This window comes from Paenibacillus sp. F4, assembly GCF_002894905.1.
In the GTDB taxonomy this organism is placed as follows: Bacteria; Bacillota; Bacilli; order Paenibacillales; family Paenibacillaceae; genus Paenibacillus; species Paenibacillus polymyxa_B.
The window spans coordinates 65939-90820 of record NZ_POVS01000017.1 but is presented as its reverse complement, the minus strand read 5'-3'; the positions used below and the strand labels follow the sequence as shown (position 1 = coordinate 90820).

The 24882-nt window shown below is 47.8% G+C and carries 20 protein-coding genes and 1 riboswitch; of the genes, 4 read left to right on the top strand and 16 right to left on the bottom strand.

All coding sequences use genetic code 11. The features are described from left to right. Positions 1–43: 43 nt before the first annotated feature. Positions 44–1522 (bottom strand): PTS mannitol transporter subunit IIBC, encoded by a 1479-nt coding sequence (locus C1T21_RS19075; protein ID WP_103049346.1) that lies wholly within the window; start codon positions 1520–1522, stop codon positions 44–46. A gap of 428 nt (positions 1523–1950) precedes the next feature. Then, a complete protein-coding gene (gene gcvH, locus C1T21_RS19070; RefSeq protein ID WP_103049345.1) occupies positions 1951–2343 on the bottom strand; it encodes a glycine cleavage system protein GcvH in 393 nt (130 codons plus the stop codon). A gap of 394 nt (positions 2344–2737) precedes the next feature. Continuing rightward, positions 2738–2837, top strand: a riboswitch (glycine riboswitch). Between the two features lie 176 nt (positions 2838–3013). On the opposite strand from gcvH, the gene gcvT reads away from it, so the two are divergent. The 3 genes from gcvT to gcvPB all read left to right on the top strand — a co-directional run bounded on the left by gcvT (position 3014) and on the right by gcvPB (position 7089). Further along, a complete protein-coding gene (gene gcvT, locus C1T21_RS19065; RefSeq protein WP_103049344.1) occupies positions 3014–4114 on the top strand; it encodes a glycine cleavage system aminomethyltransferase GcvT in 1101 nt (366 codons plus the stop codon). Between the two features lie 126 nt (positions 4115–4240). Continuing rightward, the gene (gene gcvPA, locus C1T21_RS19060) at positions 4241–5596 is read left to right on the top strand and encodes an aminomethyl-transferring glycine dehydrogenase subunit GcvPA (RefSeq protein WP_103049343.1); all 1356 of its coding nucleotides are present in this window, start codon (positions 4241–4243) and stop codon (positions 5594–5596) included. Continuing rightward, positions 5593–7089 carry an aminomethyl-transferring glycine dehydrogenase subunit GcvPB gene (gene gcvPB, locus C1T21_RS19055; RefSeq protein WP_103049342.1) on the top strand — a complete coding sequence of 499 codons (1497 nt, stop codon included), beginning with the start codon at positions 5593–5595 and terminating at the stop codon, positions 7087–7089. Before gcvPA ends, gcvPB begins: the two co-directional genes overlap by 4 nt. 121 nt (positions 7090–7210) lie before the next feature. On the opposite strand, the gene ptsP is transcribed toward gcvPB, so the two are convergent. From ptsP to C1T21_RS19005, 10 genes are all read right to left on the bottom strand, one after another. Continuing rightward, positions 7211–8923 (bottom strand): phosphoenolpyruvate--protein phosphotransferase, encoded by a 1713-nt coding sequence (gene ptsP, locus C1T21_RS19050; protein WP_103049341.1) that lies wholly within the window; start codon positions 8921–8923, stop codon positions 7211–7213. Beyond that, on the bottom strand, positions 8916–9191 hold the full coding sequence (locus C1T21_RS19045) for an HPr family phosphocarrier protein (RefSeq protein WP_013372579.1): 276 nt from the start codon (positions 9189–9191) through the stop codon (positions 8916–8918). Before C1T21_RS19045 ends, ptsP begins: the two co-directional genes overlap by 8 nt. Before the next feature lie 110 nt (positions 9192–9301). Further along, entirely contained in the window at positions 9302–11347 is a 2046-nt protein-coding gene (gene ptsG / locus C1T21_RS19040) for a glucose-specific PTS transporter subunit IIBC (protein ID WP_103049340.1), read from the bottom strand. Between the two features lie 263 nt (positions 11348–11610). Next, positions 11611–12471 carry a glucose PTS transporter transcription antiterminator GlcT gene (glcT, locus tag C1T21_RS19035; RefSeq protein WP_103049339.1) on the bottom strand — a complete coding sequence of 287 codons (861 nt, stop codon included), beginning with the start codon at positions 12469–12471 and terminating at the stop codon, positions 11611–11613. Between the two features lie 191 nt (positions 12472–12662). After that, positions 12663–14198 carry a flotillin lipid rafts scaffold protein FloT gene (locus tag C1T21_RS19030; RefSeq protein ID WP_103049338.1) on the bottom strand — a complete coding sequence of 512 codons (1536 nt, stop codon included), beginning with the start codon at positions 14196–14198 and terminating at the stop codon, positions 12663–12665. 48 nt (positions 14199–14246) lie between these two features. Beyond that, entirely contained in the window at positions 14247–14765 is a 519-nt protein-coding gene (locus C1T21_RS19025; RefSeq protein ID WP_103049337.1) for an NfeD family membrane protein, read from the bottom strand. Between the two features lie 174 nt (positions 14766–14939). Further along, positions 14940–16103 carry an iron-containing alcohol dehydrogenase gene (locus C1T21_RS19020; protein WP_103049336.1) on the bottom strand — a complete coding sequence of 388 codons (1164 nt, stop codon included), beginning with the start codon at positions 16101–16103 and terminating at the stop codon, positions 14940–14942. Between the two features lie 185 nt (positions 16104–16288). Next, positions 16289–17932, bottom strand: a complete 1644-nt coding sequence (locus tag C1T21_RS19015) for a UDP-glucose--hexose-1-phosphate uridylyltransferase (RefSeq protein WP_103049335.1) — start codon at positions 17930–17932, stop codon at positions 16289–16291. 17 nt (positions 17933–17949) lie between these two features. After that, positions 17950–18939 (bottom strand): UDP-glucose 4-epimerase GalE, encoded by a 990-nt coding sequence (galE, locus tag C1T21_RS19010; RefSeq protein ID WP_103049334.1) that lies wholly within the window; start codon positions 18937–18939, stop codon positions 17950–17952. 1 nt (position 18940) lies between these two features. Next, the gene (locus C1T21_RS19005) at positions 18941–20119 is read right to left on the bottom strand and encodes a galactokinase (RefSeq protein WP_103049682.1); all 1179 of its coding nucleotides are present in this window, start codon (positions 20117–20119) and stop codon (positions 18941–18943) included. Positions 20120–20340: 221 nt separating this feature from the next. On the opposite strand from C1T21_RS19005, the gene C1T21_RS19000 reads away from it, so the two are divergent. Then, positions 20341–21207: an AraC family transcriptional regulator gene (locus C1T21_RS19000; RefSeq protein ID WP_103049333.1), complete on the top strand. Its 867-nt coding sequence runs from the start codon at positions 20341–20343 to the stop codon at positions 21205–21207. A 127-nt stretch (positions 21208–21334) separates the two neighbouring features. Here C1T21_RS19000 and mgrA read toward each other — a convergent pair whose 3' ends face one another. From mgrA to C1T21_RS18980, 4 genes are all read right to left on the bottom strand, one after another. Next, a complete protein-coding gene (mgrA, locus tag C1T21_RS18995) occupies positions 21335–22333 on the bottom strand; it encodes an L-glyceraldehyde 3-phosphate reductase (RefSeq protein ID WP_103049332.1) in 999 nt (332 codons plus the stop codon). Between the two features lie 84 nt (positions 22334–22417). Next, the gene (locus C1T21_RS18990) at positions 22418–23158 is read right to left on the bottom strand and encodes an NAD-dependent protein deacylase (protein WP_103049331.1); all 741 of its coding nucleotides are present in this window, start codon (positions 23156–23158) and stop codon (positions 22418–22420) included. Further along, a complete protein-coding gene (locus C1T21_RS18985; protein ID WP_103049330.1) occupies positions 23155–23925 on the bottom strand; it encodes an HAD family hydrolase in 771 nt (256 codons plus the stop codon). The genes C1T21_RS18990 and C1T21_RS18985 overlap by 4 nt, the downstream gene beginning before the upstream one ends. Positions 23926–23939: 14 nt before the next feature. Beyond that, the gene (locus tag C1T21_RS18980) at positions 23940–24746 is read right to left on the bottom strand and encodes an alpha/beta fold hydrolase (RefSeq protein ID WP_103049329.1); all 807 of its coding nucleotides are present in this window, start codon (positions 24744–24746) and stop codon (positions 23940–23942) included. Between the last annotated feature and the right edge of the window lie 136 nt (positions 24747–24882).

Genomic DNA, 24882 nt, shown 5'->3' with positions numbered 1-24882 from the left:
AGGAGACGTATATTGCATACAGTCCGCCTGACTTCGATGGGGATTAAGAATCGGATTTCAGACGTTCAACCAGCGCTTCGTATTCAGGACTCTTCAAAAAATTGTCAATGGAAATGTGCTCAGCTTTCGGAGCTACTGTTTTAGCCCGGTCTGTCAACGTTTTTTGCGTAATGACAATATCCGCATCCTGTGGAATTTCACTGATTGCTGTATTCGTAACTGTTACGCCCACACCCGCCTGCTTCATTTTTTTGCGTAAAATCGAGGCACCCATAGCGCTTGAACCCATACCTGCATCACAGGAAAAGACGATCTTGTTCACTTCGGATTTATCCTTGAGCGTTCGATCTGCGGCAATCTCGGCAGTACGATCAGCTTCGTGGTTATCTTCCATTACAGTGGCATTAGCACTTGCACTCTTGCTTTGATTTTTCATATCTTTCAGGCGGGATGCAGCTTCCTCCAGCCCCTCTTCTTGTTGCTTACCAGTCTTGAGTAACACTGCAGCAACAGCAAAGGATACGACCGCAGCAGCGATCACCCCGCTTAGCATTGGCAAATATCCGCCTTTTGGCGTCATTAGAAAATAGGCGATAATGCTGCCCGGTGAAGGAGCAGCAACCAGTCCGGCACCTGTCAACATGAAACAGAAGGTTCCCACAACGCCCCCAGCTATAGCTGCAAGAATCAGAATCGGCTTCATCAAAATGTAAGGGAAATAAATTTCATGAATCCCGCCGAAAAAATGAATGATGACCGCTCCAGGAGCCGACGACTTCGCAGAGCCTTTACCGAACAGGCAGTAGGCCAGCAAAATACCGAGCCCCGGCCCAGGGTTGGATTCCAGCATGAACAGTACGGATTTCCCTGTTCTTGCAGCTTCCTCCAACGCAATCGGACTTAATACTCCGTGATTCAGCGCGTTGTTTAAAAATAATACTTTTCCGGGCTCAATAATGAGGTTGACAAGCGGCAATAGCCCTGCGTTCACGAGGAACTGTACCCCTGCCGATAATACTTGACTGATCATTTGTACAACCGGGCCGATCGCCACATGGGCAAGCAGTGCTAGAATGGCACCGATAATCCCGGCTGAGAAATTATTGACCAGCATTTCAAAGCCTGATCTGACTTTGCCTTCAATGGCCTTGTCAAACTTCTTCAATATCCATGCAGCCAGCGGACCAGCTACCATCGCGCCCAGGAACATCGGGATATCGGCCCCCACAATGACACCCATCGTCATAATGGCACCGATCACACCTCCACGCTGTCCGTGAATCATCGTGCCCCCTGTGTAACCGATCAGCAGCGGCAGTAAATAATTTTTCATCGGATCAACCAGTTGTGCAAAACCTTCGTTCGGGAACCATCCGGTCGGAATAAAGAGTGCTGTAATCAATCCCCATGCAATAAAGGCTCCCATATTGGGCATAACCATTCCGCTAAGAAAACGGCCAAAACGCTGTACGGCGACACGAGTGCCTCCTTTTGAACTTGGCTTTGTGTCCAATGTGCTCATATTCAAATCCTCCTTGTAGGTAAGCATCACTACCTTTTCTTAAAATTCATACTAAATGACAGCGCTATCTTCATCAACGAAATGAAAACGTACTTTCGTCATGAACGTTGATGACAACATTTAAATTTAAATTATCCGGGATGGTATTATACCTGCATAATTCTTCTTAATATGACCTGTAGCTATAGAAATTAGTCGAAAAAACAGGAATTTAAATCTGCACAAACTTATAGGGAACCACCTTCTGTGCCAGAGTAAAACACGTAATTACGCTTCCAAAATGACAACAAAAAAATAGCCGCTATGGCAGATCATAGCGACTATTTTATACAAAAAACGAGCGAACTAACGATGCTCTTATTCAATTGAAAATCAATATAAAAAATTCAGAATAACACGCTCTTTTTTCATGCTGTATTGCCCCATTATTACTCCGAAATCAACTTCTCATACTGATCCGCAGACAGTAGCTTGCCCAATGTTTCCTCCACATCTTTGCCCATCTCTACTTCGATCATCCAACCTTTTTCATAGGGAGATTCATTTACTAGTTCAGGCGTACTTTCCAGCGCTTCATTCACCTTTAATACGTTTCCCGTCACCGGAGCAAAAAGGTCGGATACCGTCTTCACCGATTCAATCGTACCGATCTCCGCTCCCTGCTCAATCGTTACTCCCACCTCAGGTAATTCTACAAAAACAATATCACCCAGTTGATGCTGTGCAAAGTCCGTAATACCAACCCGCACCGTCCCATTCTCTGTACGCTGAACCCACTCATGTTCGTTTGTATACCAAAGTTGCTGCTTCACTTCACCCATCCTGTTCCCCTCACTTCCATATGAATAAAATCGCTTTTGCTCACCTGTATTAGACAGGTTAAGATTATGACAACAAGAACACTCATGTCAATAATACTAACAAAAATACTTCATATCACCTCATATAGCGTACTATATAAAAATATGATAGCTTATAACAAACGCTTACATATCCTTATTTATATATTAAATGTTTTTTCTATTGTTTTCGATGACATTTTTATTGACATTTTGAATGAATTTGCGTATTAATGGATTATAGCAAATACTTTGGGAAACACCCCGACAACTGCAAACGCGGATGAACGCAGAGGGAGAGACTGCCAAAAAGATTCGCATAGCTGTTGCCGCTTGTGAGACAGTTGTGCACGCGAATCGGATCAAGTTGTTATCTGCACAGCCAGGTAATATACCGCAGATCCCGAAGGTAGCGCCGAAGGAGTAAGCCTGCATTTGCAGGTGAATCTCTCAGGCAAAAGGACCTCTGCCGGACGCATCTCTGGAGAGCATTCGCTATTGGAGCGGATCACCCAAGAGGAAACCCGGTACATACCGGGGTAACTTTCTGGTATCAAGGACAGAGCTGAAAAAAGAGTATAGACTGCTGTCTATACGTTTTTTTCGGCCTGTCTTTTTTGTTTAGCCGATCACACCGGATAGGAGTGGAAAAATGACTAATTTGCGAAGAACACCGCTATATTCGTCCTACGGGACGCAGTCTGGGGTTCGTTGTATTGACTTTGGCGGCTGGGAGCTCCCCGTTCAGTTTAGCGGCATTCAAAAGGAGCATGAGGCCGTCCGCCAACGTGCGGGTTTATTCGATGTATCGCATATGGGCGAGTTTTTGGTTGAAGGCAAAGAGGCCGAAGCTTTTCTGCAAAGGGTGACCACGAATGATGTCAGCCAGTTGGAAGCAGGTCAGGCACAATATTCACTCCTGTGTTACCCCGATGGAGGTGTAGTAGACGACCTACTTGTTTACTGCAAAGGACCAGAACGCTACATGCTCGTAGTGAACGCCTCTAACATCGATAAGGATTGGGATTGGCTCATTCGCCATATGCCTGCATCCGTTCACATGGAGAATGTGTCTGATGCGATAGCATTGCTGGCGTTGCAAGGACCAGAAGCAGTACGAATTGCCGCAGCCGTGGCAGATACGGACATTACGAATCTGGCATCTTTCCGCTTCCATGAGGACGTGCCATTGTTCGGAGCAAAAGCTCTCGTCTCACGAACCGGATATACGGGCGAAGACGGTTTTGAATTTTACGTACCTGCCGCGGAAGCACCAGCCGTATGGGAGAGTTTGCTTCGTTTCGGTGAGTCGTATGGGCTGATTCCCGCTGGACTTGGTGCTCGGGATACCCTACGCTTTGAGGCACGGTTGCCGCTGTACGGACAGGAGTTATCTGCCACGATTTCACCACTTGAAGCCGGTCTAGGGTACTTCGTCAAGCTGAATAAAGGAGATTTTATCGGTAGAGAAGCACTGCAACGTCAGAAAGATCAAGGGATTCCTCGCAAATTGATCGGGCTGGAAATGATTGATCGCGGTATCCCACGCGCCCATTATCCGGTATTCGCAGAAGGACAACGCATCGGTGAGGTCACAACGGGAACTCAGTCGCCCACCTTGAAGCGTAATCTGGGCCTCGCCTTGGTGGACAGTCGTTTTAGCGTCCTCTCCACACCGCTGGAGGTTGAGATTCGTGGCAAACGCCTGCGTGCCGAGGTGGTGGCAACACCCTTTTATAAACGCCCGCGCTGATCTTAAACTCTCTTCATTTCAATAAAGCAAACATGTCAGATATGAACTTCCGGGTTTCTCATCTCACACTTTTTTATTAGCTAATTTACGATTTAAAATTTTGCTTTTCGAAAGGAGCCAGAACCTATGAAGCAGCATCGTTATCTCCCTATGACTGAGCAGGATCAAACCGAAATGCTGCGTGTGGTCGGTGTATCATCCATTGATGATTTGTTCAGTGACATTCCAGAGGCCATTCGATATCAAGGGGAACTCCCTCTTTCTTCTCGACTCGATGAGAAAGCCTTGACCCGCCACTTGGCCGAGCTGGCCAGACACAACGCCAATACAGACACACATGCCAGCTTCCTTGGCGCAGGAATTTATGATCATCATATTCCGTCCGTCATCCAGCACATCACTTCACGCTCGGAATTCTATACAGCCTACACCCCCTATCAGCCGGAAGTAAGCCAAGGCGAGCTACAAGCCATTTTCGAATTTCAGTCGTATATTTGCGAATTGACGGGCATGGCTGTAGCTAATGCCAGCATGTACGACGGAGCGACTGCACTGGCGGAAGCGGGCTCACTGTCCGCCGCAGCTACCCGCCGTAAACAGCTTATCGTATCGAGGTCCGTCCATCCAGAGGCACGTCAGGTATTGGCAGCCTATGCACGCGGATTGGATTTGGACATCGTGGAGATCGGCTGTTCGGACGGCGTAACGGATGCTGATGCGTTAGCGGCGGCCGTATCGGAACAGACCGCGGCTGTTTTGGTCCAAAGCCCCAACTTTTTCGGAGCCGTGGAAAACCTGAAGCCGATGGCTGATCTCATCCATGCGCACAAAGGTCTTTTGGTCGTCAGTGCCAACCCACTGGCACTTGGCTTGCTGGAAACACCCGGCAAACAGGGCGCGGATATTGTGGTAGGAGACGCGCAGCCACTTGGCATCTCCTCTTCTCTCGGCGGTCCGACCTGTGGATACTTTGCCGTTTCTCAGACACATATGCGCCGTATCCCTGGCCGCATTGTGGGTCAGACCACAGACCGCAATGGTAAACGCGGCTTCGTGCTGACCTTGCAAGCGCGGGAACAGCATATCCGACGCGAAAAGGCCACCTCTAATATTTGCTCCAATCAAGCGTTGCTAGCTTTATCCGCATCTGTATACTTGTCTGTTATGGGTAGGAAGGGGATCAAGGAAGTAGCCGAGCTAAATTTGCATAAAAGCCGATATGCCTTAGAGCAATTGCTGAGCTTGAAGGGCGTAACTTCCTCGTTTAACGCACCAACCTTTAACGAGTTTGCCCTTAGACTGCCTGAGGGTACAGATATGAGCAGACTCCAGACCGAGTTGCTAGCTGCTGGATTTATCGCTGGCTACGATTTGGGCCGGGACTATGAGGAACTTGCTGGTCACATGTTGATTGCCGTGACGGAGCAAAGAACCAAAGAAGAGATTGACCAATTTGTACACACCTTGGGGGGATTGCTATGACACACACCGGACAGGATCAGAAACAAGGGCTGTTGAAGGAACACGATCAAGCGCTCATTTTTGAATTGAGCCGTCCGGGTCGCATCGCCTATTCCCTTCCCGAGTGCGACGTTCCCCGTCGCCCGGTGGGAGAGCTTTTGCCAGATTATGCGCTGCGCAGCGAACCTGCGGCATTACCCGAGGTATACGAAGTAGACGTTATTCGGCATTATACCGCCTTGTCCCGGCGAAATTTCGGCGTGGACAATGGATTTTATCCGCTCGGCTCCTGTACGATGAAATACAATCCGAAAGTGAATGAGGATGTCGCCCGGTATACAGGCTTCGCCAAAATCCATCCATATCAGCCCGAGGAGAGCATCCAGGGTGCCATGGAGCTGCTGCATACGCTCCAAAATGATTTGGCTGCGTTAACTGGCATGGATGCCGTCACGCTTCAGCCCGCCGCGGGCGCCCATGGCGAATGGACCGGGCTGATGATGATTCGCTCATACCACGAAGCACGCGGTGAGCGACGTACCAAGGTGCTCGTGCCGGATTCCTCGCACGGAACGAACCCCGCCAGCGCAACCGTCGCGGGCTTCGAAACCGTCACCCTCCCCTCCACTCCTGAGGGGCTAGTGGATCTGGATGCGCTGCGTCAAGCCGTAGGCAACGACACCGCTGCGCTCATGCTGACCAACCCGAACACGCTTGGACTGTTCGAGAAGCAAATCACTGACATTGCTGCCATCGTGCATGACGCGGGTGGTCTGCTCTACTATGATGGGGCGAACTCCAACGCCATCATGGGGATTACCCGCCCCGGGGATATGGGCTTCGATGTAGTGCATCTCAATTTGCACAAAACGATGAGTACCCCGCACGGCGGCGGCGGCCCCGGCGCTGGGCCTGTCGGCGTAAAGCAACGGCTCATCCCTTATTTGCCCAAGCCGCTTGTCGTACGGGATCCGCAGGGGGTGTACCACTGGGACCGGGAACAGGGAGATTCTATTGGACGGGTTAAGGCCTTTTACGGCAACTTCGGTATTCTCGTTCGTGCCTACGCCTATATCCGTAGCTACGGTCCTGATGGCTTAAAGCGTGTATCGGAATGCGCTGTGCTCAATGCCAATTACATGATGCATCGGCTCGCTCCACATTTTGACCTGCCCTACCCTGGACATTGCAAACACGAATTCGTAATGTCGGGGCGAGGCTTGAAAAAATTTGGAGTGCGCACGCTTGATGTAGCCAAAAGGCTGCTTGATTTCGGCTACCATCCGCCTACAATTTACTTCCCGCTGAATGTAGAGGAGTGCATCATGATCGAGCCCACGGAGACGGAAAGTAAGGAAACACTTGATGCTTTTGTCGACACTATGATTCATATTGCGCGGGAAGCAGAAGAGAACCCTGAGCTGGTACTCAATGCACCATATACTACTCCAGTCACACGATTGGACGAAACTACCGCAGCCCGCAAACCTGTACTGAATTGCTCATGCAGTTAAAAACAAATTCTACTTAAAGGATGCAAAAAAGCCGGTATCTAAATAGATACCGGCTGCTGTATGTACACAGCAATTTTTTTTGTTGGAAAAAGATATAACCTTTGAAATGTAATACCCTTCCTTAGCCTTCGATGCTTTGAACCAATTCAACAACCTGTTCTGCTGTTTGCATGTCCAGAGCTTTTGTAGCCAGTTTTTCCATGTCCGCACGGGACAACTTGGAGATTTGACTACGTGCTGGCAGAATGGAAGTTGCGCTCATACTGAACTCATCAAGTCCAAGACCCAGCAGCAACGGAATTGCTGTTGTATCTCCTGCCATTTCACCACACATACCAACCCAACGTCCTTCACGGTGAGCGGCATCAATAACCATTTTCACCAGACGCAGAATGGATGGATTGTATGGTTGATACAGGTAAGAAACCCGCTCGTTCATGCGATCCGCTGCCATTGTGTATTGAATCAGATCGTTTGTACCGATACTGAAGAAATCTACTTCTTTTGCGAATTGATCAGCCAATACCGCTGTAGAAGGAATTTCTACCATGATGCCCAGCTGAATTTCTTCAGATACGGATACACCCTCGGCTACCAACTTTTCCTTTTCTTCCAACAAAACAGCTTTAGCTTCACGGAATTCGTTCAGCGTAGCAATCATCGGGAACATGATGCGCAGGTTACCATGCACACTCGCACGCAATAAAGCACGCAATTGAGTGCGGAAAATATCCTGGCGATCCAGACACAGACGAATAGCACGGAATCCGAGGAACGGGTTCATTTCTTTCGGCAGGTCCAGATAAGGAAGTTCTTTGTCGCCACCGATATCCAAAGTACGAACTACAACCGGCTTACCTTCCATTCTTTCCAGAACGGTTTTGTACGCCGTATACTGTACTTCTTCGGATGGAAGCTTATCGCGTCCCATGTACAAGAACTCCGTACGGTACAAGCCAACGCCTTCACCACCGTTGTCCAGAACACCAGCTACATCATTAGGCGTACCAATATTGGCTGCCAGTTCGACATGGACACCATCGACAGAAACCGTAGCTTCGCCGCGCAGCTTGCGCCACTCTTCGCGTTGCTTGTCGTATGCCACCTGTTTAGCACGGTATTCCGCAACAATCTCTTCGGTAGGGTTCACGAATACGTGACCATCCAAACCATCAACGATAATCAAATCGCCGCTTTTAGCTTGAGACAATATATTTTTTGTTCCCACAACTGCAGGAATTTCAAGTGAGCGAGCCATAATAGCCGAATGCGAAGTACGTCCGCCGATGTTCGTTGCAAAACCTTTAACAAATTCACGGTTCAGCTGAGCTGTGTCGGAAGGTGTCAAATCTTCTGCAAGCACAATCGTTTCTTCGGCAATTTCTGCAGGACTAACAAAATGAACACCAAGCAGGTGATTCAGGATCCGCTTGGTTACATCACGCATGTCCGATGCGCGTTCTTGCAAATAGGCACTTTTCATGTTTTCAAACATGGAAATAAACTGTGTAGCTACTTCATTCAAAGCATAGTCAGCATTAAGCTGCTCGTCTCTGATTTTAGCTTTAACCGGATCGATCAATTCAGGATCATTCAGGATTAGCAGGTGAGATGCAAAAATTTCTGCTTTCTTCTCTCCCAGCTCCTGAAGCGTTTTCTCCTTAATCGATTCCAATTCGGTTTGAGATTGTACCAAAGCCGCATCCAATCTCGCGATTTCAGCTTCAACATCACCAACCGCGCGTCTCTCTACAGCGTAATTCGGATGCTCCAAGATAAACGCCCGGGCAATGGCTATGCCTGCCGAAGCGGCAATCCCGGAAATTTTAAGCATGAACTTCGCCCAGCCCTTCGTTAACGATTACATTTTCAAGAGCTTTCAGTGCTTCGGCAGCTTCAGCGCCTTCGCAAATAATGTTAATAGTATCGCCTTGTTCCAGTCCCAGAGACAATACACCCAGAATGGATTTCAAAGTTACTTTTTTACCGTTAGCTTCGGCAAAAGATTCAGCACCGCTGAATTTGTTAGCTGTATTTACCAGTGCAGTTGCTGGACGTGCATGGATACCGTCTTCATCCGTAATTCTAAAAGTTGTTTGCATAATTTGTTCCTCCCACTTTCCTAAAGATAATATTTGTTTACACGCAGTATACCAGATAATTGATCAGACGGCCTAAGCCGCCTAATCAACTAATCCGAAACACATAGAGTTTATTTTATCGTAATTATACCATCTTCGCCAGCCTTCAATACTCCAGTTTTGTTTAAAGTTACCGAAGAACCTTCTGGAAGGTTAGTAAAAATGACAGGTGAAATGATGGATTTAGCGTTTGCCTTCACGTATTCCAGGTCTACTTTCATAATAGGCTGGCCAGCTGACACAAGATCGCCTTCGTTCACCAAAACGTCAAATCCTTGACCTTTAAGCTTCACAGTATTCACCCCAATATGAACAAGCACTTCTTTACCACCATCGGATTGAATACCAATCGCATGCTTGCTTGGGAATACATTGAATACTTTACCATAAACAGGGGACACAATCGTTCCATCATTTGGCACGACCGCAAAGCCGTCACCTGTCATACGTTCTGCAAATACCGGATCGGGAACCGTCGAGATATCAACCAATTCTCCGTTAACAGGCATTACAATATCTTCTACAATAATGGTTTGTTGTTCTTCTCCAGCTTCCTTCTCCTCTTGTGGAGCAGGTTGCGCCGGAGCTGGTGCTGGTGTACGTCCAGCCATGATATCAGCCATTTGAGATTTAATGGTGTCGGAACGTGTACCGAAAATTGCCTGTACGTTGTTACCGACTTCAAGAACACCCGATGCTCCAAGTTGTTTCAGACGGGCTTTGTCAACGTTCGATTTCTCATTAACCTCGATCCGAAGACGTGTGATACAAGCATCCAGATGCTTGATATTCGATGAACCGCCGAAAGCTGCCAAAATGTTGTGCGGGAGCTCGTCACTACTACCGACTGCTGCGCCATCCACATTTTCTGTAGCTTCTTCACGTCCTGGTGTTTTCAAGTTGAACTTCCGTATGATGAACCGGAATCCGAAGTAGTAAATAACTGCCAAAATCAGACCGACGATGATTACATACCACCAAGGCGTACGGGTTGGAATAATCCCGAAAATCAGGAAGTCAATAAATCCGCCTGAGAAGGTCATACCGATTTTGACATGTAAAATTTGCATGGTCATAAATGACAGACCTGCGAATATACAGTGTACTGCAAACAGCAGTGGAGCTACGAACAGGAAGGAAAATTCCAGTGGCTCCGTAATACCTGTCAAGAACGAAGTCAATGCTGCTGAACCCATGATACCTGCTACATATTTTTTGTGTTCTGGTCTTGCTTCATGGTACATCGCAAGCGCTGCTGCCGGCAAACCGAACATCATGAATGGGAATTTACCCACTTGGAACGTACTTGCTGTCAACGCCACTCCGTCGCGAAGCTGGCTGAAGAAGATCTGCTGGTCACCGTGAACGGTTTGACCTGCTTTGTTAACATATTCACCAAACTCAAACCAGAACGGTGAATACCAGATGTGATGCAAACCAAATGGAATAAGCGCGCGTTCGATAACCCCAAACAGGAACGCCGACAAAGTCGGGTTGGAATACACCATAAAGTGAGATACTGCGTTAAGTCCTTGTTGGACTGGAGGCCAGATCAGAACCAGCGCAAGTCCAACAATCAGTGAGGACACCGCCGTTGCAATTGGAACGAAACGCTTACCCGCGAAAAATCCCAGATACGAAGGAAGCTCAATTTTGAAAAAGCGGTTGTACATGGCCGCGGCCAGTATACCGATGATTATCCCGCCGAACACCCCGGTTTGAAGCGTTGGAATCCCCAACACGTTCGCATAACCCGGTATTTTTTGAGCAATCAGACCAGGTGTGACACCCACGGCTGTACCCAAAGTAATGTTCATAACGAGGTAACCGATGATGGCAGCCAAACCTGCGACACCTTCACCGCCCGCCAGACCGACGGCTACGCCGACTGCGAACAACAGTGCCAGATTATCAAAAACGATTTGTCCGGCATTCATCATGATCGTCGCTACCGATTGAACCCAGCCCGCATTTAATGCCGGAATGTACTGGAGAAAATCAGGATTGACCAGCATGTTACCGATACCCAATAAAAGCCCCGCAGCTGGCAAAATCGCTACAGGAAGCATTAATGCTTTACCGACACGCTGTAAAACGCCGAAAAGCTTTTTAAACATACCTTCCACATCCTTCTCTGAAATTTAGAACAGAGGCAAAACAACAAAAAAGGCATGAGCCGATTTAAGTATGTTTGAAAACAACCTTGGGATATAGAATGCCCCAGTAGGCTGTAAACAATCACAACTTAAAACAACTCATGCCTGATCGAATCAGTAACACGTTAAATGTTCAGTTAATGTTCAGTTGTTGTCTTCCTCATTGCAAAATTGATTATAGCACCCCACTAAATGCGAGGCAATACTTTTTTATTCCGGTTTTATCACTTTTGTTGCTCCCCCTGCTCTTTGCGTTGGGACAACCGCTGCAGATGCATTGTCAAATAACTAACCTCAGCCGGGTACACAGATTTACGGAGTCTTTTCTCCATAATTTTCGTGAGCTTCCAGGCCAGCATATACATTTCCGGATACTCCTCATTCAAAAGCTTGTCCAATCGATAAATCTCCTGCACAATTTCTCCTCGGCGCACACGTTCAATTGCAAACCTCAGATGAGTCAGCAGACGAGAATAATCAAGAGATTGGAGAGGAATACGATAATCCAGTGTCGTCTCGACAACCTGAACCATATCAGCAATCAGACGAGAATCCTTCCTAACCTCGGAGATATGCTGGTTTGTCATGGCGCTATAAATATGCAGGGCCACGAATCCGATTTCATCTTCTCCCAGATCTACATTCATCTTATCCCTAATTAAAGCAACAGCCTGCTCAGCCATCTTGTATTCCTGAGGATATATTTCCCTAGTCTCATACAAAAACGGATTATGAATCGTAATTCCCTGTTTATGACGGTTGATGGAAAAAGCAATATGATCAGTTAAAGCAATCAGTATGTGCTCATTTAGAGGCTTCTTTGCTTGAAGCTGAACAAGATGAAGCACCTCACCGATGACCTCAATGAGCTTTTCATCCAGCTCAGGAAGCAACCGTTTGTATTGCTCCTGTTCTTCATGGCTTTTTAATATAAATAATTTTTCAACTGAATCCAACGGCATAAGATCGCCGGGTCTGCGATTGAAACCGATTCCTTTTCCAATCACGACAACCTCATCATGCTCGGGATGCATCCCTATAATCACATTGTTATTCAGCGCTTTGGCCACTTTTAGGCTGCTCACATCCGCACCTCTTTTATCAGAACCTTGATCCTAAGAATTATAGCATGAAGCTCAGAGGAATCCACGTTAAAGTACCAAATATTCGGCTAAAGGTCAATAAAAAGAAAACGCTTTTCATCACATTGCCGGGAAATGCTGTGATGAAAAGCGGTCTTTTTGGTTAGGGATAGATGCTCCCCAAAGACTTATCGTTATTCTTTATCTGCTAGTGCTGCCTCCACCGAGGCTGGAAGAGGCTGCTTATTCGCTTCACCGGAGGACGGCACCGAATGAAGGCCTTTTTTCCCAGTGGTCAGCCCCTTGATTAACTGCTCCACATCAATACCGGATACACTCTTCAGCATCTCGGGTGCCGTAGCCATCAGTTCGGTGACATAATTGCTGACACGCGCTGCTCCTTCTCCTTTTCCCGTATCAACTACGGTTAGTTTATCAATGGATGCAATTGGTTCGGCAATACGTCCAGCCAGATCAGGCAGCATTTTCACGATAATATCGAGCACGGCGGCCTCTCCAAACTTCTGGAACGCCTCCGCCAGTTTTTCCTTGGCCTCCGCTTCTGCAAGTCCACGCAAACGGATAACATCTGCGTCTGCCGTACCTTTGGCGCGTTCTGCATCTGCTTCTGCTTGCCCGTTTAGACGTTTTTGTTCAGCTGACGCTTTAGCCTGGGTCTCAATCGAGTATTGCAGCGATTCAGCCTCACGCATTTTACGCGATTTATCTGCTTCCGCCGCTTGCTCGACCGCATACCGATCGGCTTCGGCCTTCTTTTTCACTTCCGCATCATATTGCTTTTCACGTACCTGTATTTCCTTGGTTTGAAGATCAATTTCCCGTTCCTTGCGCACCAGCTCGACCTTCATCTGCTCCTCGACAGCAGTCTGCTTGGCACGGGCCTCCTGAATGTGATAAGCCTGATCGGCTTCGGCCTTCGCTGTATCCTGTTCTTTCTTAAACGAAGCCACTTTCAGTTCCTTCTCCTTGGCTGCCTCGGCAATGTTGGTATCCCGCAGCAGTTCGGCCTTCTGGCCTTCCTGTTCCGCACGCGCCTTCTGAATCCTGGCATCCCGCACAGCCTCGGCTTCCGCAATCTCAGCATCCCGTTTCACAGCGGCAATTCTCGGCTTACCGAGTGCATCCAGATATCCGTGCTTATCACGCACATCTTTGATGGTGAATGAAACGATTTGTAAGCCCATTTTTTTCAGATCGCGAGCAGCTACGCCCTGTACTTCCTGCGCAAACCGATCCCGATTACGATATACTTCTTCCACTGTCATCGAGCCAAGGATTGCGCGCAAATGTCCCTCCAGTACTTCCTGAGCCTCTCCCCTAAGAGCCTCCAGTGGCTTCCCGATGAACTGCTCGGCTGCTGTGGCTACATCCTCAATGGAACTGCCGACCTTGATGATCGCCACACCATCCGCAATTACGGGAACTCCTTGCTCCGTATACACTTCCGGTGTGGTTACGTCCAGTTTGTGGGATAACAGAGAGATAAATTCGGACTGCTGGAAAATAGGCCAAATGAAGGCGCCCCCACCTCGTACAATTTTAATTTTGCGACCAGAGTCATCCTCGGAAATATTTTTATTTCCCAGAAAAGAACCTGTCACGATCATCCCTTCATCCGGTCCTACCGTTTTGTAGCGGGCCCAAAAAGCGATCCCTAATATGACGATAACGATAACAACAATCCCAGGGACCAACACAATATCTTGCAAATTTGACACTCCCGATCACGCTCCCTTCAAGTTAAGCGAATGCGCCGTCTATGTGTCCAGGTACGCTACGCGGACGACGCCCTCTGCGACCTCAACCACGACGATACGGGTTCCCGCAGCAAGCGGTTTGTGATCGAAGCTCGATGCTGTATGTATGGTGTTGCCTGCACCCAAGCGGATCATAACCTCCCCGTAACCAACCTCAGGTACAGGAATGGTGACCTCACCGATTCTGCCAGTCAGCTCACGCATGGAGAAGCCGCTGGATACCTCCGAATTCGCCATGGGCTTGATAAACGCAAAAAATACGAGCACTCCAATAACAAGTGCAATCCCTAAAGCAAGCACAACGACCCAGCCCATGGTCAGCTCGGTATACTTTGTCAGTAGTACACCAGCCCCGCCAAAAGCGGTCATGGCTCCAAGTAATACGACAGGCCTGAACCAATCAAGGCCCGGTAGCTCCAATCCACCATCCAGCCAACTACCGAGTACATCCCCGATCAGCACACTGACTACGGTAAAGATAGCGCCCCCTGCCAATAGCCACCAAAATATGGTTTCCATGCGACTCCTCCTTCCATGTACCTTTTCAGCCTGGTTTCCAGTCTATAACTATGTTTACGTATTCAACCTAAAAAAGTTTCAAAATTTTCCTCTAATATCCCAAATGAAACCCAAAAAAGCACGTTCGTACGTCTAATGACGTACAAACGTGCTTATAATGATATAAATGTCGGTTTACAGGGATGCTTTGTAAATTTCGACTACATCTTCGCGATTGAGCTTGTTAAAGCCACCAAAAGATCCGAATTTCACAGCTTTATCAGCCATAACATCGATTTTGGACGCATCAATATCGTAATCAGCCAGACGGCTTGGTGCACCAATCGAGTTCCAGAAATCACGCAATGCCTGAATACCTTCCAGCGCCACTTCTTCATCACTCTTGCCTTCTGGGTTTACATGGAACACATTGACGGCCAGTTGTTTGAAGCGTTCAGGCTTCACATGCAGATTGTGTTTCATCCAGTTCGGGAACAGAATAGCCAGTCCTCCACCATGTGGAATATCATAAACAGCAGACACAGCATGCTCAATATTGTGAGTAGCCCAGTCACCTGTTAGCCCCATGTTCAGGAAACCGTTCAGCGCCATCGTACCACAATACATAATCGTTTCACGCAGCTCATAGTTTTCCAGATCGTTGACCAGACCTGGAGCCGCATCCATGACCGTACGCAAAATCGTTTCGCACCAGCCAAGTTGGACCGGAGTATTGGATTCCAAATGAAAATAATGTTCCAGCGTATGTGACATCATATCTACGATTCCGTAAACGGTTTGATTTTGTGGCAGTGAGTATGTGTTCACTGGATCAAGAATGGAAAACGCAGGGAACGCAAATACGCTACCCCATCCCAATTTTTCCTGTGTTTTTTCATTTGTAATAACAGAACCCGCATTCATTTCAGAACCGGTAGCTGCCATGGTCAAAACCGTACCTAATGGCAATGCTGCCTGTGGTGCCGCTTTACGCTCTGCAAAATCCCACATGTCGCCATCATATTTTGCACCAACAGCAATGGCTTTGGAACAATCCAGCACACTACCGCCGCCTACAGCCAGAACGAGGTCGATTTGATGTGTTTTACACAATTCCACGCCTTTATGTACTGTAGATAAGCGAGGATTCGGTTCCACACCAGCCAGTTCCGTTACCTCTGCACCGATTTCACCAAGCAAACTTATTACATTATCGTACAAACCGCTGCGCTTAATGCTGCCGCCGCCATATACAAGCAGTACACGTTTACCATATTTAGGAACTTCACGCTTGAGAGCCTCCAATTGTCCTTTACCGAAGATCAATTGTGTAGGATTATAAAATTCGAATGCTTTCATCGCAAACGCCCGCCTCCAATAGTTCTAAAGTTTAATGTTAAGAAACTACTCTATTATAACCTTTTCGGTTACAGGAAACAAATATGCTTTATTTTCAGAAAAAAACCACACTCCTTGAGGGAGCATGGTTCCATGTCATATCTTGGGAGGGTTCTCGTAGTGTATTATGTGCTGCACAAGCAATTTTATTCTCCCAAAGTATATCCCAATTGTTTCATAAAACGACCAAACGCTTGCTGCCCGGATTCATTCCGCTTATACACTCCTGCATGCTCTAAAATTTCACTGAATTTCAGTCCAACTTCATTTTGTACGGTACGAACAGCCGTCTCCTTGTCAGGCAAACGACCGAACCGGGTATTTAACTGGTAAATCCAGTCTGCATGCTTAAACAGTGGATGTCCTTCCTGCTGCATAGCCACAGCCAGTTTGTCATCCCCACACAAAATATCTGCAATTCCATCCAGTTCATTCTTGAGCCGCCCTGGTAATATGGCAAGTCCCATAACTTCGATCAGACCGATATTTTCCTTCTTGATGTGATGCATCTCGCGGTGAGGATGGAAAATCCCCTCCGGATACTCTTCACTCGTTCGGTTGTTACGCAGTACGAGATCCATCTGATACCTGCCTTCGGAATCACGGCGCACAATCGGCGTCACAGTATTATGCGGAATCGTTTCCCCCTCCTGCTCTGTGTGAGAGAGGACATCGGCTACAGGATCACTATAAGCTTTCCAAGCTTCAAAAGCAGCATTTCCCGCCTCCAACAGAGCCTCGGCATCTGTTGACGTAAAACGGATGACCGACATCGGCCAGTTTACAATCCCTGCTGTAACCTGCGGGAACGCTTCATTATGGTATACGCCGTCCACACCCGCTTTTTCAATTGGGAATGTATGACGACCACCCTGAAAATGATCATGGGTCAGAATCGATCCGCCGACAATCGGCAGATCCGCATTGGAGCCAATAAAATAATGCGGAAACGCTTTCGTAAAGGCCAGCAATCGGCGCAGTGTATCCTTTGTAAGCTTCATCGGTACATGATCATGATGGAACACAATGCAGTGCTCGTTGTAATACACATAGGGTGAATATTGAAAAAACCACGGTTCCCCATTCAATTCCACCGGAATGATGCGCAAATTTTGACGGGACGGATGATTTACTCTGCCTGCATATCCGACGTTTTCACGGCATAATTGACACTTGGGATAAACAGGCGGCGGCAAAAGCTTCGCCATCGCAATTTCCTTGGGACTTTTTTCTGGCTTGGACAAATTAATCGTGATTTCCATATCTCCGTAAGATGTCGACTGATTCCAGTACACATTGCTGGCAACCCGATCCATTCGGATGTAGTTCGAATCGATGGATAATTGATAAAAAGCATCTGTCGCCGCCTCTATGCCACGTTCAGTCTCCGTTTGATGAAAGTCACGGATGACTTCAGACGGTCTTGCCATCAACAGTCCCATGATTTTGGAATCCAGCAAATCACGATACGTATCTGTGTTTTCAGGGATAAGTCCAGTGGCAAAACCATAATCTATCAATACATTAAGCACAGGCTGGAGAGCTTCGGGGGCCATAACGCCCCCTGCTTCCCCACCTGAATAAGGCTCCGAAAACCCAAACTGCTCCAATAGCAGATTACGGCTATAATCTGTATCCTGCGGACCGATCAAGCCCTTGTTTTGTGCGAATGCAACCAGTTGCTCCACCGCATATAGAGCCGATTGCTGCACAGTTTCGTCGATGTCATGGGCCAAATGCCGGGAATGTTCCCGGCCTTGGCCTTTATCTGCGGATTGGCGCTCGCTCATATGTCATCGTCTCCCGTCTATTCGTCGCCGTAGCCGTGAGGGTGCGACTGATGCCATCCCCATGCTCCGCTAATAATATCCTCCAATTGGGTACGTGCTGGACTCCAGCCCAACACTGAACGAGCCTTGTCAGAAGATGCAACCAATATCGCTGGATCGCCTGCGCGGCGTGGCTCTGTCACAACTGGAATGTCGAGCCCAGTGACCTTGCGTGCCGTCTCAATAACTTCTTTTACAGAGAAGCCCTGTCCATTGCCCAAGTTAAATATGTTGCTGTCATTGCCTTCGCGCAAGTAATTTACTGCACGCACATGAGCATCCGCCAGATCACTCACGTGAATGTAATCCCGAACACACGTGCCGTCAGGTGTCGCATAATCCTCACCAAACACAGCGATGTGTGGACGCTGTTTCAAGGCTGTCTGGAGCACCAACGGGATCAGATGGCTTTCTGGTCGGTGATCTTCACCGATCTTGCCGCTCTCATGCGCACCAGCCGCATTAAAATACCGTAAAGACACATATTTGATGCCTAAAACTTTATCAAACCACGACATCATGCGCTCCATCATCAGCTTTGTTTCACCATACACGTTGGTTGGCTCTGTACGGTCTCCCTCTTCAATCGGCACCTTTTCCGGTTCGCCGTAGGTAGCCGCAGTAGAGGAAAACACGATTCGGCGCACTCCAGCATCCTTCATCGCCTCCAGCAAGCTCAGCGTGCCAAATACATTGTTGTCGTAATATTTACCAGGATTTTGCATGCTTTCTCCAACCAGCGAATTGGCTGCAAAATGGATAACTGCATCGATACTATTTTCAGAGAACAGTTTGGACAGTAGTTCTTTATCCCTCAAATCCCCTTCATACAACTTGCCTCCAAGCAATGCTGCTTTGTGCCCGGTTTGCAAATTGTCCAGCACCACAACTTCTTCTCCCAGATCCAACAGTTCTGCTACGGTATGTGAACCGATATATCCAGCTCCACCTGTGACTAAAATGGCCATGTTATTCGTCCTCCTTCAGTTCTTTTACTCCGTCTCCTGCCTTGCATACATAAAAGCTAGCTTCCAGCCCTGTGCGGGTCTGATAAGCTTCGCCGACTTCCTTCACAAAACGTTCCACATCGTCCTCATGAACCAATGAAACCGTACAACCTCCAAATCCGGCTCCTGTCATACGAGCACCCAGCGTGCCAGGAATGCGTCGTGCTTCTTCAACCATGACGTCCAGCTCCGTGCAGCTGACCTCATACAAATCGCGTAATGAATCATGAGAAGCATTCATTAACTGACCAAAAGCTGCAAGTTCATTCGCCGCGAGAGCATCGACAGAGGCCAACACACGAGCGTTTTCCTCCACCACATGCTGTGCCCTCCGACGCACTGTTTGGTCCGCGATGTGATGTTGAAGCTCTCCGAAACGTGCCTCATCCAGCTGAGCGAGGTATTCCAGTGACGGCTCCTGCTGCTGTAAAATGGACAGTGCTTCGGCACACTGGCTACGACGCTCGTTATAGGCTGAGTCCACCAAACCGCGACGCTTGTTTGTATTGCCGATCACGAGCTTATAAGCCCCCGTGCGGAATGGCACTTTACGGTACTCCAACGTATCGCACATCAGCAGAATTGCATGATCAGCTGCTCCGTTCGCTACAGCGAACTGGTCCATAATGCCGCAATTGACACCAACGTAATTGTTTTCTGCCCGCTGGGACAACAAAGCGATTTCGACCGTATCTGTTTCCTGTTTCTCGATCGTGAGAAACGCGTATCCTGTGACAACCTCAATGGAGGCTGAGGAGGATAATCCAGCACCATTCGGTATTTCTCCATGATAGAGCAGGTCATATCCGTTAGACGGATAAACTCCCTTTTCAGCCAACTCCACCAGCACACCCACCGGATAGTCCACCCACTCATCCGTTTTGTTTTTACCTATTTCTCCGCGGGAGATAGATACTTCATACGACAGGTTTGTTGAAGCAAAATGAATTTCATCATCATTGCGCGCACGAAGGATTAGCGTCGTTCCGAATTCCAGCGCAGCCGGGAGTACATAACCACCGTTATAGTCGATATGCTCTCCAATCAGATTGACACGTCCAGGTGCATGAAATATCCGCAGTTCATTGCTGCTTTCACCATATTTTTCAATAAAATGTTTCTTTAATTCAGTAGAGTTCATATCCGCATCCACCTCATATACCGTTAGTAAAGTGCCCTCCTGATTTCCCTGTAACATCTTAATCAGGTTGACATCTCTTATGATTTCAGTATAAATGAAAGCGTCACACAATGTAATGCATCCATGTGTTTAAGCTATGGATAAATGTGACTTGGATATGTACAATGTAAGTATACCGCATCCGCTAAACCATTCACAAATGCAGGAAGGATGACCCTATTTTGCAAGCGCATTCATATAGTTATTCCGTCGCCTCTAATCCGGTGTTTTATGAAAATAGCCCGCTGCATGTGCTTTTTGCAGGAGAGAGCCAAACCAAATCCGGTCATGCCGTGGGGCCGAAAATCTATGATTACTATCTGCTTCACTTTGTAGAATCGGGCAGAGGTATCTTCCGAACGGAACAGCACACATATCAGCTTGAAGAAAACGATTTTTTCCTTATTCATCCCGATCAGCTGGTGAGCTATACCTCTGATGAAGAGGAACCGTGGCGTTATCGTTGGTCTGCGTTTACCGGACACCATACTGAGCAGGTGGTGCAGGAGGCCGGGCTACGTGTTCACCAGCCTGTCTTTCATGCTTCCGATCAAAGTCCCATCCCCGGTTATTTGGAGCAAATGCAATTGGCCTTTTATAGCAGAAAATCTAGTTCTCATCTATCAGCCTTGGGCTATTTGTATCTGATTATGGGGGAAGCAGGCAATTACCTGAGTGACTGGACTGATCCGTCCGGGGCGGATTCGCAAATTCAACGTACCGTCAAGCAGATGGTTCAATATATGTCCACTCAGTACGCACACCCCGTTTCCATTGAGCAAATGTCTGAAGGACTTGGTTATAATCGTGCGTATTTGTCACGGATATTTAAAAAGGAAACGGGCATCTCCCCCGTCACCTATCTGCTTAAGCTAAGAATCGACAAATCACGTCAACTGCTGCGTGAACGTCCTGAACTATCTGTAGAGCAAGTGGCCGCTTCGGTCGGACTAACCGATGCCTTATATTTCTCACGTCAATTCAAGCGCTTCTGTGGTCAGTCTCCAACCGAGTACCGAAGCAAGGTTAAACAATACCCACAGTCGTAAAGCAGACTTAAACAGCCCGCATCCTTCAAACGGATGCGGGCTGTTGGTTATTTATTGTATAAGAGGATGCGAAATTAGGCCGATGACTACAGAATAACTTTCACCATAAGGCTGTGCCGCCGTCCTGTCAGTTCCCGGCATTCAGAATCGAATCAATTCGATCCAATTCCTCCTGAGAAAAGTCCAGATTGGATAAGGTAGCAACATTTTCTTCAATTTGGCTTACACGGCTTGCCCCAATCAAGACAGAGGTCAGACGTTCGCCGCGCAGAGCCCAGGCCAGCGAGAATTGAGCCAAACTTTGTCCGCGTGCAGCAGCCATCTGATTCAGGGCGCGTACCTTGCGAAGTGTCTCTGGCGTTACATGGTTCTCATTCAGGAAAACCGATGTACTCGCTGCACGTGAATCCTCGGGAATTCCGTTCAAATATTTATTGGTCAGCAGTCCCTGCGCCAGCGGGCAAAAGGCAATGCTGCCTACCCCGTTTTCGTCCAGTACATCTTGTAATCCGTTTTCAATCCAGCGGTCGAGCAAGGAGTATTTCGGCTGATGAATCAGAAGCGGTGTTCCCAGCTCCTTCAGAATGCGAGCTGCTTCTGCTGTCTGCTCCGCACTATAATTGGACACACCCACATACAGTGCTTTGCCGGAACGTACGATATGATCCAGTGCTCCCATTGTTTCTTCCAGCGGCGTATTAGGATCAAATCGGTGAGAGTAGAATATATCGACATAGTCCAGCCCCATCCGCTTCAGGCTCTGATCCAGACTAGATATCATATACTTGCGAGATCCCCAGTCACCATAAGGCCCTGCCCACATATTGTATCCCGCTTTGGTAGAGATGACCAACTCATCCCGGTACGGTTTCATATCACTGGCTAATATTTGTCCAAAAAATTCCTCAGCTGATCCCGCAGGAGGACCATAGTTATTAGCTAAATCAAAATGCGTAATCCCCAGATCAAAGGAGCGAGTAATCATGCTACGGCCATTCTCTGCGTTGTTAATCCCGCCAAAATTGTGCCACAAGCCCAGAGAAATAGCGGGCAGTTTTAGACCTGATCTCCCTGTACGGTTATATTTCATACTTTCATAACGATCTTCGCCAGCTAAATAAACCATGCTATCCCAGCCTCTCTCGAAACATTGTAATGTCCATCACAACATCATCATAGCGCTTTTATCCAGGCGTTGACAAGAAAACGATTACAGACCTAATTGATGAGCAAGTTTTTCCATAACTTTACCGATTGGATCGGTGATCAAAAGATCCGCCTTATGATCATACGAGGTGGGATCTGTATTCAGCAGCACCGTATGTTTACCACGAAAATAAGTAATCAAGCCCGCAGCAGGATGTACTGTCAGCGACGTTCCTCCAATTAACAGCAAATCAGCCTGCGAAATAGCCTGAACAGATTGAATAATGGTATCCTGATTCAGCTCCTCCTCATATAAAACGACATCCGGTTTGATAATTCCTCCATCTATTGGACATTTGGGTACAACCTCAGAGCTGTTCATCACTTCATCTAGGCTGTAAAAACGTCCGCATTCCATACAGTGGTTCCGATGCACCGAGCCATGAAGTTCTAGTACATTCACACTGCCGGCAGCCTGATGTAAGCCGTCAATATTTTGGGTCACAACCGCTTTTAGACGGCCTTGCTTTTCCAATGACGCGAGGAAATGATGACAACCGTTCGGCTCCGCATCGGGATGCAGCATTTTGCTGCGATAGAAGTCGAAGAACACTTCAGGATGCTTCACAAAAAATGAACGGCTCAGCATAACCTCAGGGGAATAAGGCAATTTCTCCTCACTTTGATATAGGCCTGCTGCCGAACGAAAATCCGGAATACCGCTTTCCGTCGATGTGCCTGCACCGCCGAAAAAAACAATATTCTGCGATTGCTGTATCCATTCCGCCAACGTATTAACTTTCATACCCTACGCACCTCCAGCTCTTCATATCCACGAACAACCTTATCCGCATCCAGCAAATGACCAGAACGTTCTGCTTCTGGCGCAAATCCAATAGCGAGCCGCACTCCGGCACGTTTGCCCATCTGCATGTCCCCATTGCTGTCTCCAATGACTACCACGTCCGCCGGCGACAATCCTAGTAACGAGCAGGCTTTTTCAGCCATTTCCGGGTCAGGCTTACCATATGTAACCCTATCATGTCCGATAATCTCATCAAAATAGGATGTCAGCCCCATCCACTCCAAATGCTCCTGTGCAGCCTCTGTACTGTCAGAGGTCACAACCGCTAGCTTCAGCCCGGCATGGCGGCTTTGCTCCAGCAATGTCCGCAACCCTGGAAACACCTTCGCTGCCCGATGTCGCCGAATATCAGCCATCGCCGTTTTATTAAAGTCGCGGACAAGCCGCACAGCTTCATTCCACGGTACACCAGCATTATAAAGCTGCCAAGCCAGTACTCCCGTACTTTCGTCCACCGTCCCCATAGCCAGCGGGCCAGAAGGATCGTAACCGATCACACGTCCCTCCTGATCGTGAACAGTACCTAGAATACTGCCTTTTTCCACCGTAAAACCGGCACCCGCCACGGTAAGATGCTGCTCCATCATATCCAGTATAGAACGAGCCCAGGGGCCCCACAACTGAATAAAATCCAGCAACGTTCCATCTTTATCTAATAAAATACCACGGCATGGGTACCGCTCCCCCTGCACGATCAGCTCAGACATGCAGCACACCTCCTTTACTGATTCTTAGCAGCCACATCCACACTCTCTTTCATCCAGTCCTGTAAAGCCGTTACCGTCTGATTCCATTGCTCAACAGCGCTAATTTTCGCAGGATTATCTCCTTTTTGGACACCATAACTGCCGAATTGGGCATGGTTCCCCCCTTCGACTGTAAAATACAGCGTGTTGGCCGGTAAATAAGTTCTTCCACTTTGGACATTTTCCATCTGGACGACTCCATCATCACTTCCCAGTAGAGAAATAACGGGCAGATTTTTATCCTTTAAATTACCCTCGTTATCCGGGTAGGAGGCGAGGAAAAATACACCTTTGACCTGATCAGGATGTACAGCTGCATATCGGGCCGCCATCACACCGCCTAACGAATGGCCTCCAATAACAAACGCTTCTTTCGGATATGCCTTTAGCACTTCATTCGCTAAATCCGGGGAGATCAATGCAAGGTTCAGTGGCATTTTTGCAATGATCACATGATGACCCTTTTCCGCCAGACGGCGCGCCAAGGGCGCATAACTTTCGGGCTTCACCAACGCCCCTGGATACAAAATGACTCCAGTTCCGCTTCTTTTTACAGGCTCAAAACCAACCCAATGTTCTTGTTCATTTACTTTTACAGCATCCGCTACTTCGGCTAATGCAGCAGCAGCCGTCTCGTCAGGCTGATAAGGCGTAAATACCTTCCATGCTCCCCACCCTGCGATCAGTACAATGACAATCAGGATGCCCGAGAGAATTTTCCATATTTTCCGAGGACCACGTGTCCCATATGAATTGTATGATCTTCTTGTTCTTCTTCTCATTGTAAAAGTTCCTTTCGCCTTTTGTACCTCGAAATTCGTAATTTGAATATAAAATGTGTCGCTGTATTCATCAGCGTAACTATAGCCTTGTTAGGGTAACATCGTTGTACATACAGGGTCAAATCAGCATACATTT

Coding starts and splice junctions, on each gene's coding strand:
- gcvPB (WP_103049342.1), top strand. CDS start 5,593: ATGACACACACCGGACAGGATCAGAAACAAGGGCTGTTGAAGGAACAC.
- mgrA (WP_103049332.1), bottom strand. CDS start 22,333: ATGGTTTATTTAGCTGGCGAAGATCGTTATGAAAGTATGAAATATAAC.
- C1T21_RS19020 (WP_103049336.1), bottom strand. CDS start 16,103: ATGAAAGCATTCGAATTTTATAATCCTACACAATTGATCTTCGGTAAA.
- gcvH (WP_103049345.1), bottom strand. CDS start 2,343: ATGGGTGAAGTGAAGCAGCAACTTTGGTATACAAACGAACATGAGTGG.
- C1T21_RS19045 (WP_013372579.1), bottom strand. CDS start 9,191: ATGCAAACAACTTTTAGAATTACGGATGAAGACGGTATCCATGCACGT.
- ptsP (WP_103049341.1), bottom strand. CDS start 8,923: ATGCTTAAAATTTCCGGGATTGCCGCTTCGGCAGGCATAGCCATTGCC.
- C1T21_RS18980 (WP_103049329.1), bottom strand. CDS start 24,746: ATGAGAAGAAGAACAAGAAGATCATACAATTCATATGGGACACGTGGT.
- C1T21_RS19015 (WP_103049335.1), bottom strand. CDS start 17,932: ATGAGCGAGCGCCAATCCGCAGATAAAGGCCAAGGCCGGGAACATTCC.
- C1T21_RS19075 (WP_103049346.1), bottom strand. CDS start 1,522: ATGAGCACATTGGACACAAAGCCAAGTTCAAAAGGAGGCACTCGTGTC.
- C1T21_RS19025 (WP_103049337.1), bottom strand. CDS start 14,765: ATGGAAACCATATTTTGGTGGCTATTGGCAGGGGGCGCTATCTTTACC.
- gcvT (WP_103049344.1), top strand. CDS start 3,014: ATGACTAATTTGCGAAGAACACCGCTATATTCGTCCTACGGGACGCAG.
- C1T21_RS18985 (WP_103049330.1), bottom strand. CDS start 23,925: ATGTCTGAGCTGATCGTGCAGGGGGAGCGGTACCCATGCCGTGGTATT.
- gcvPA (WP_103049343.1), top strand. CDS start 4,241: ATGAAGCAGCATCGTTATCTCCCTATGACTGAGCAGGATCAAACCGAA.
- C1T21_RS18990 (WP_103049331.1), bottom strand. CDS start 23,158: ATGAAAGTTAATACGTTGGCGGAATGGATACAGCAATCGCAGAATATT.
- galE (WP_103049334.1), bottom strand. CDS start 18,939: ATGGCCATTTTAGTCACAGGTGGAGCTGGATATATCGGTTCACATACC.
- ptsG (WP_103049340.1), bottom strand. CDS start 11,347: ATGTTTAAAAAGCTTTTCGGCGTTTTACAGCGTGTCGGTAAAGCATTA.
- C1T21_RS19005 (WP_103049682.1), bottom strand. CDS start 20,119: ATGAACTCTACTGAATTAAAGAAACATTTTATTGAAAAATATGGTGAA.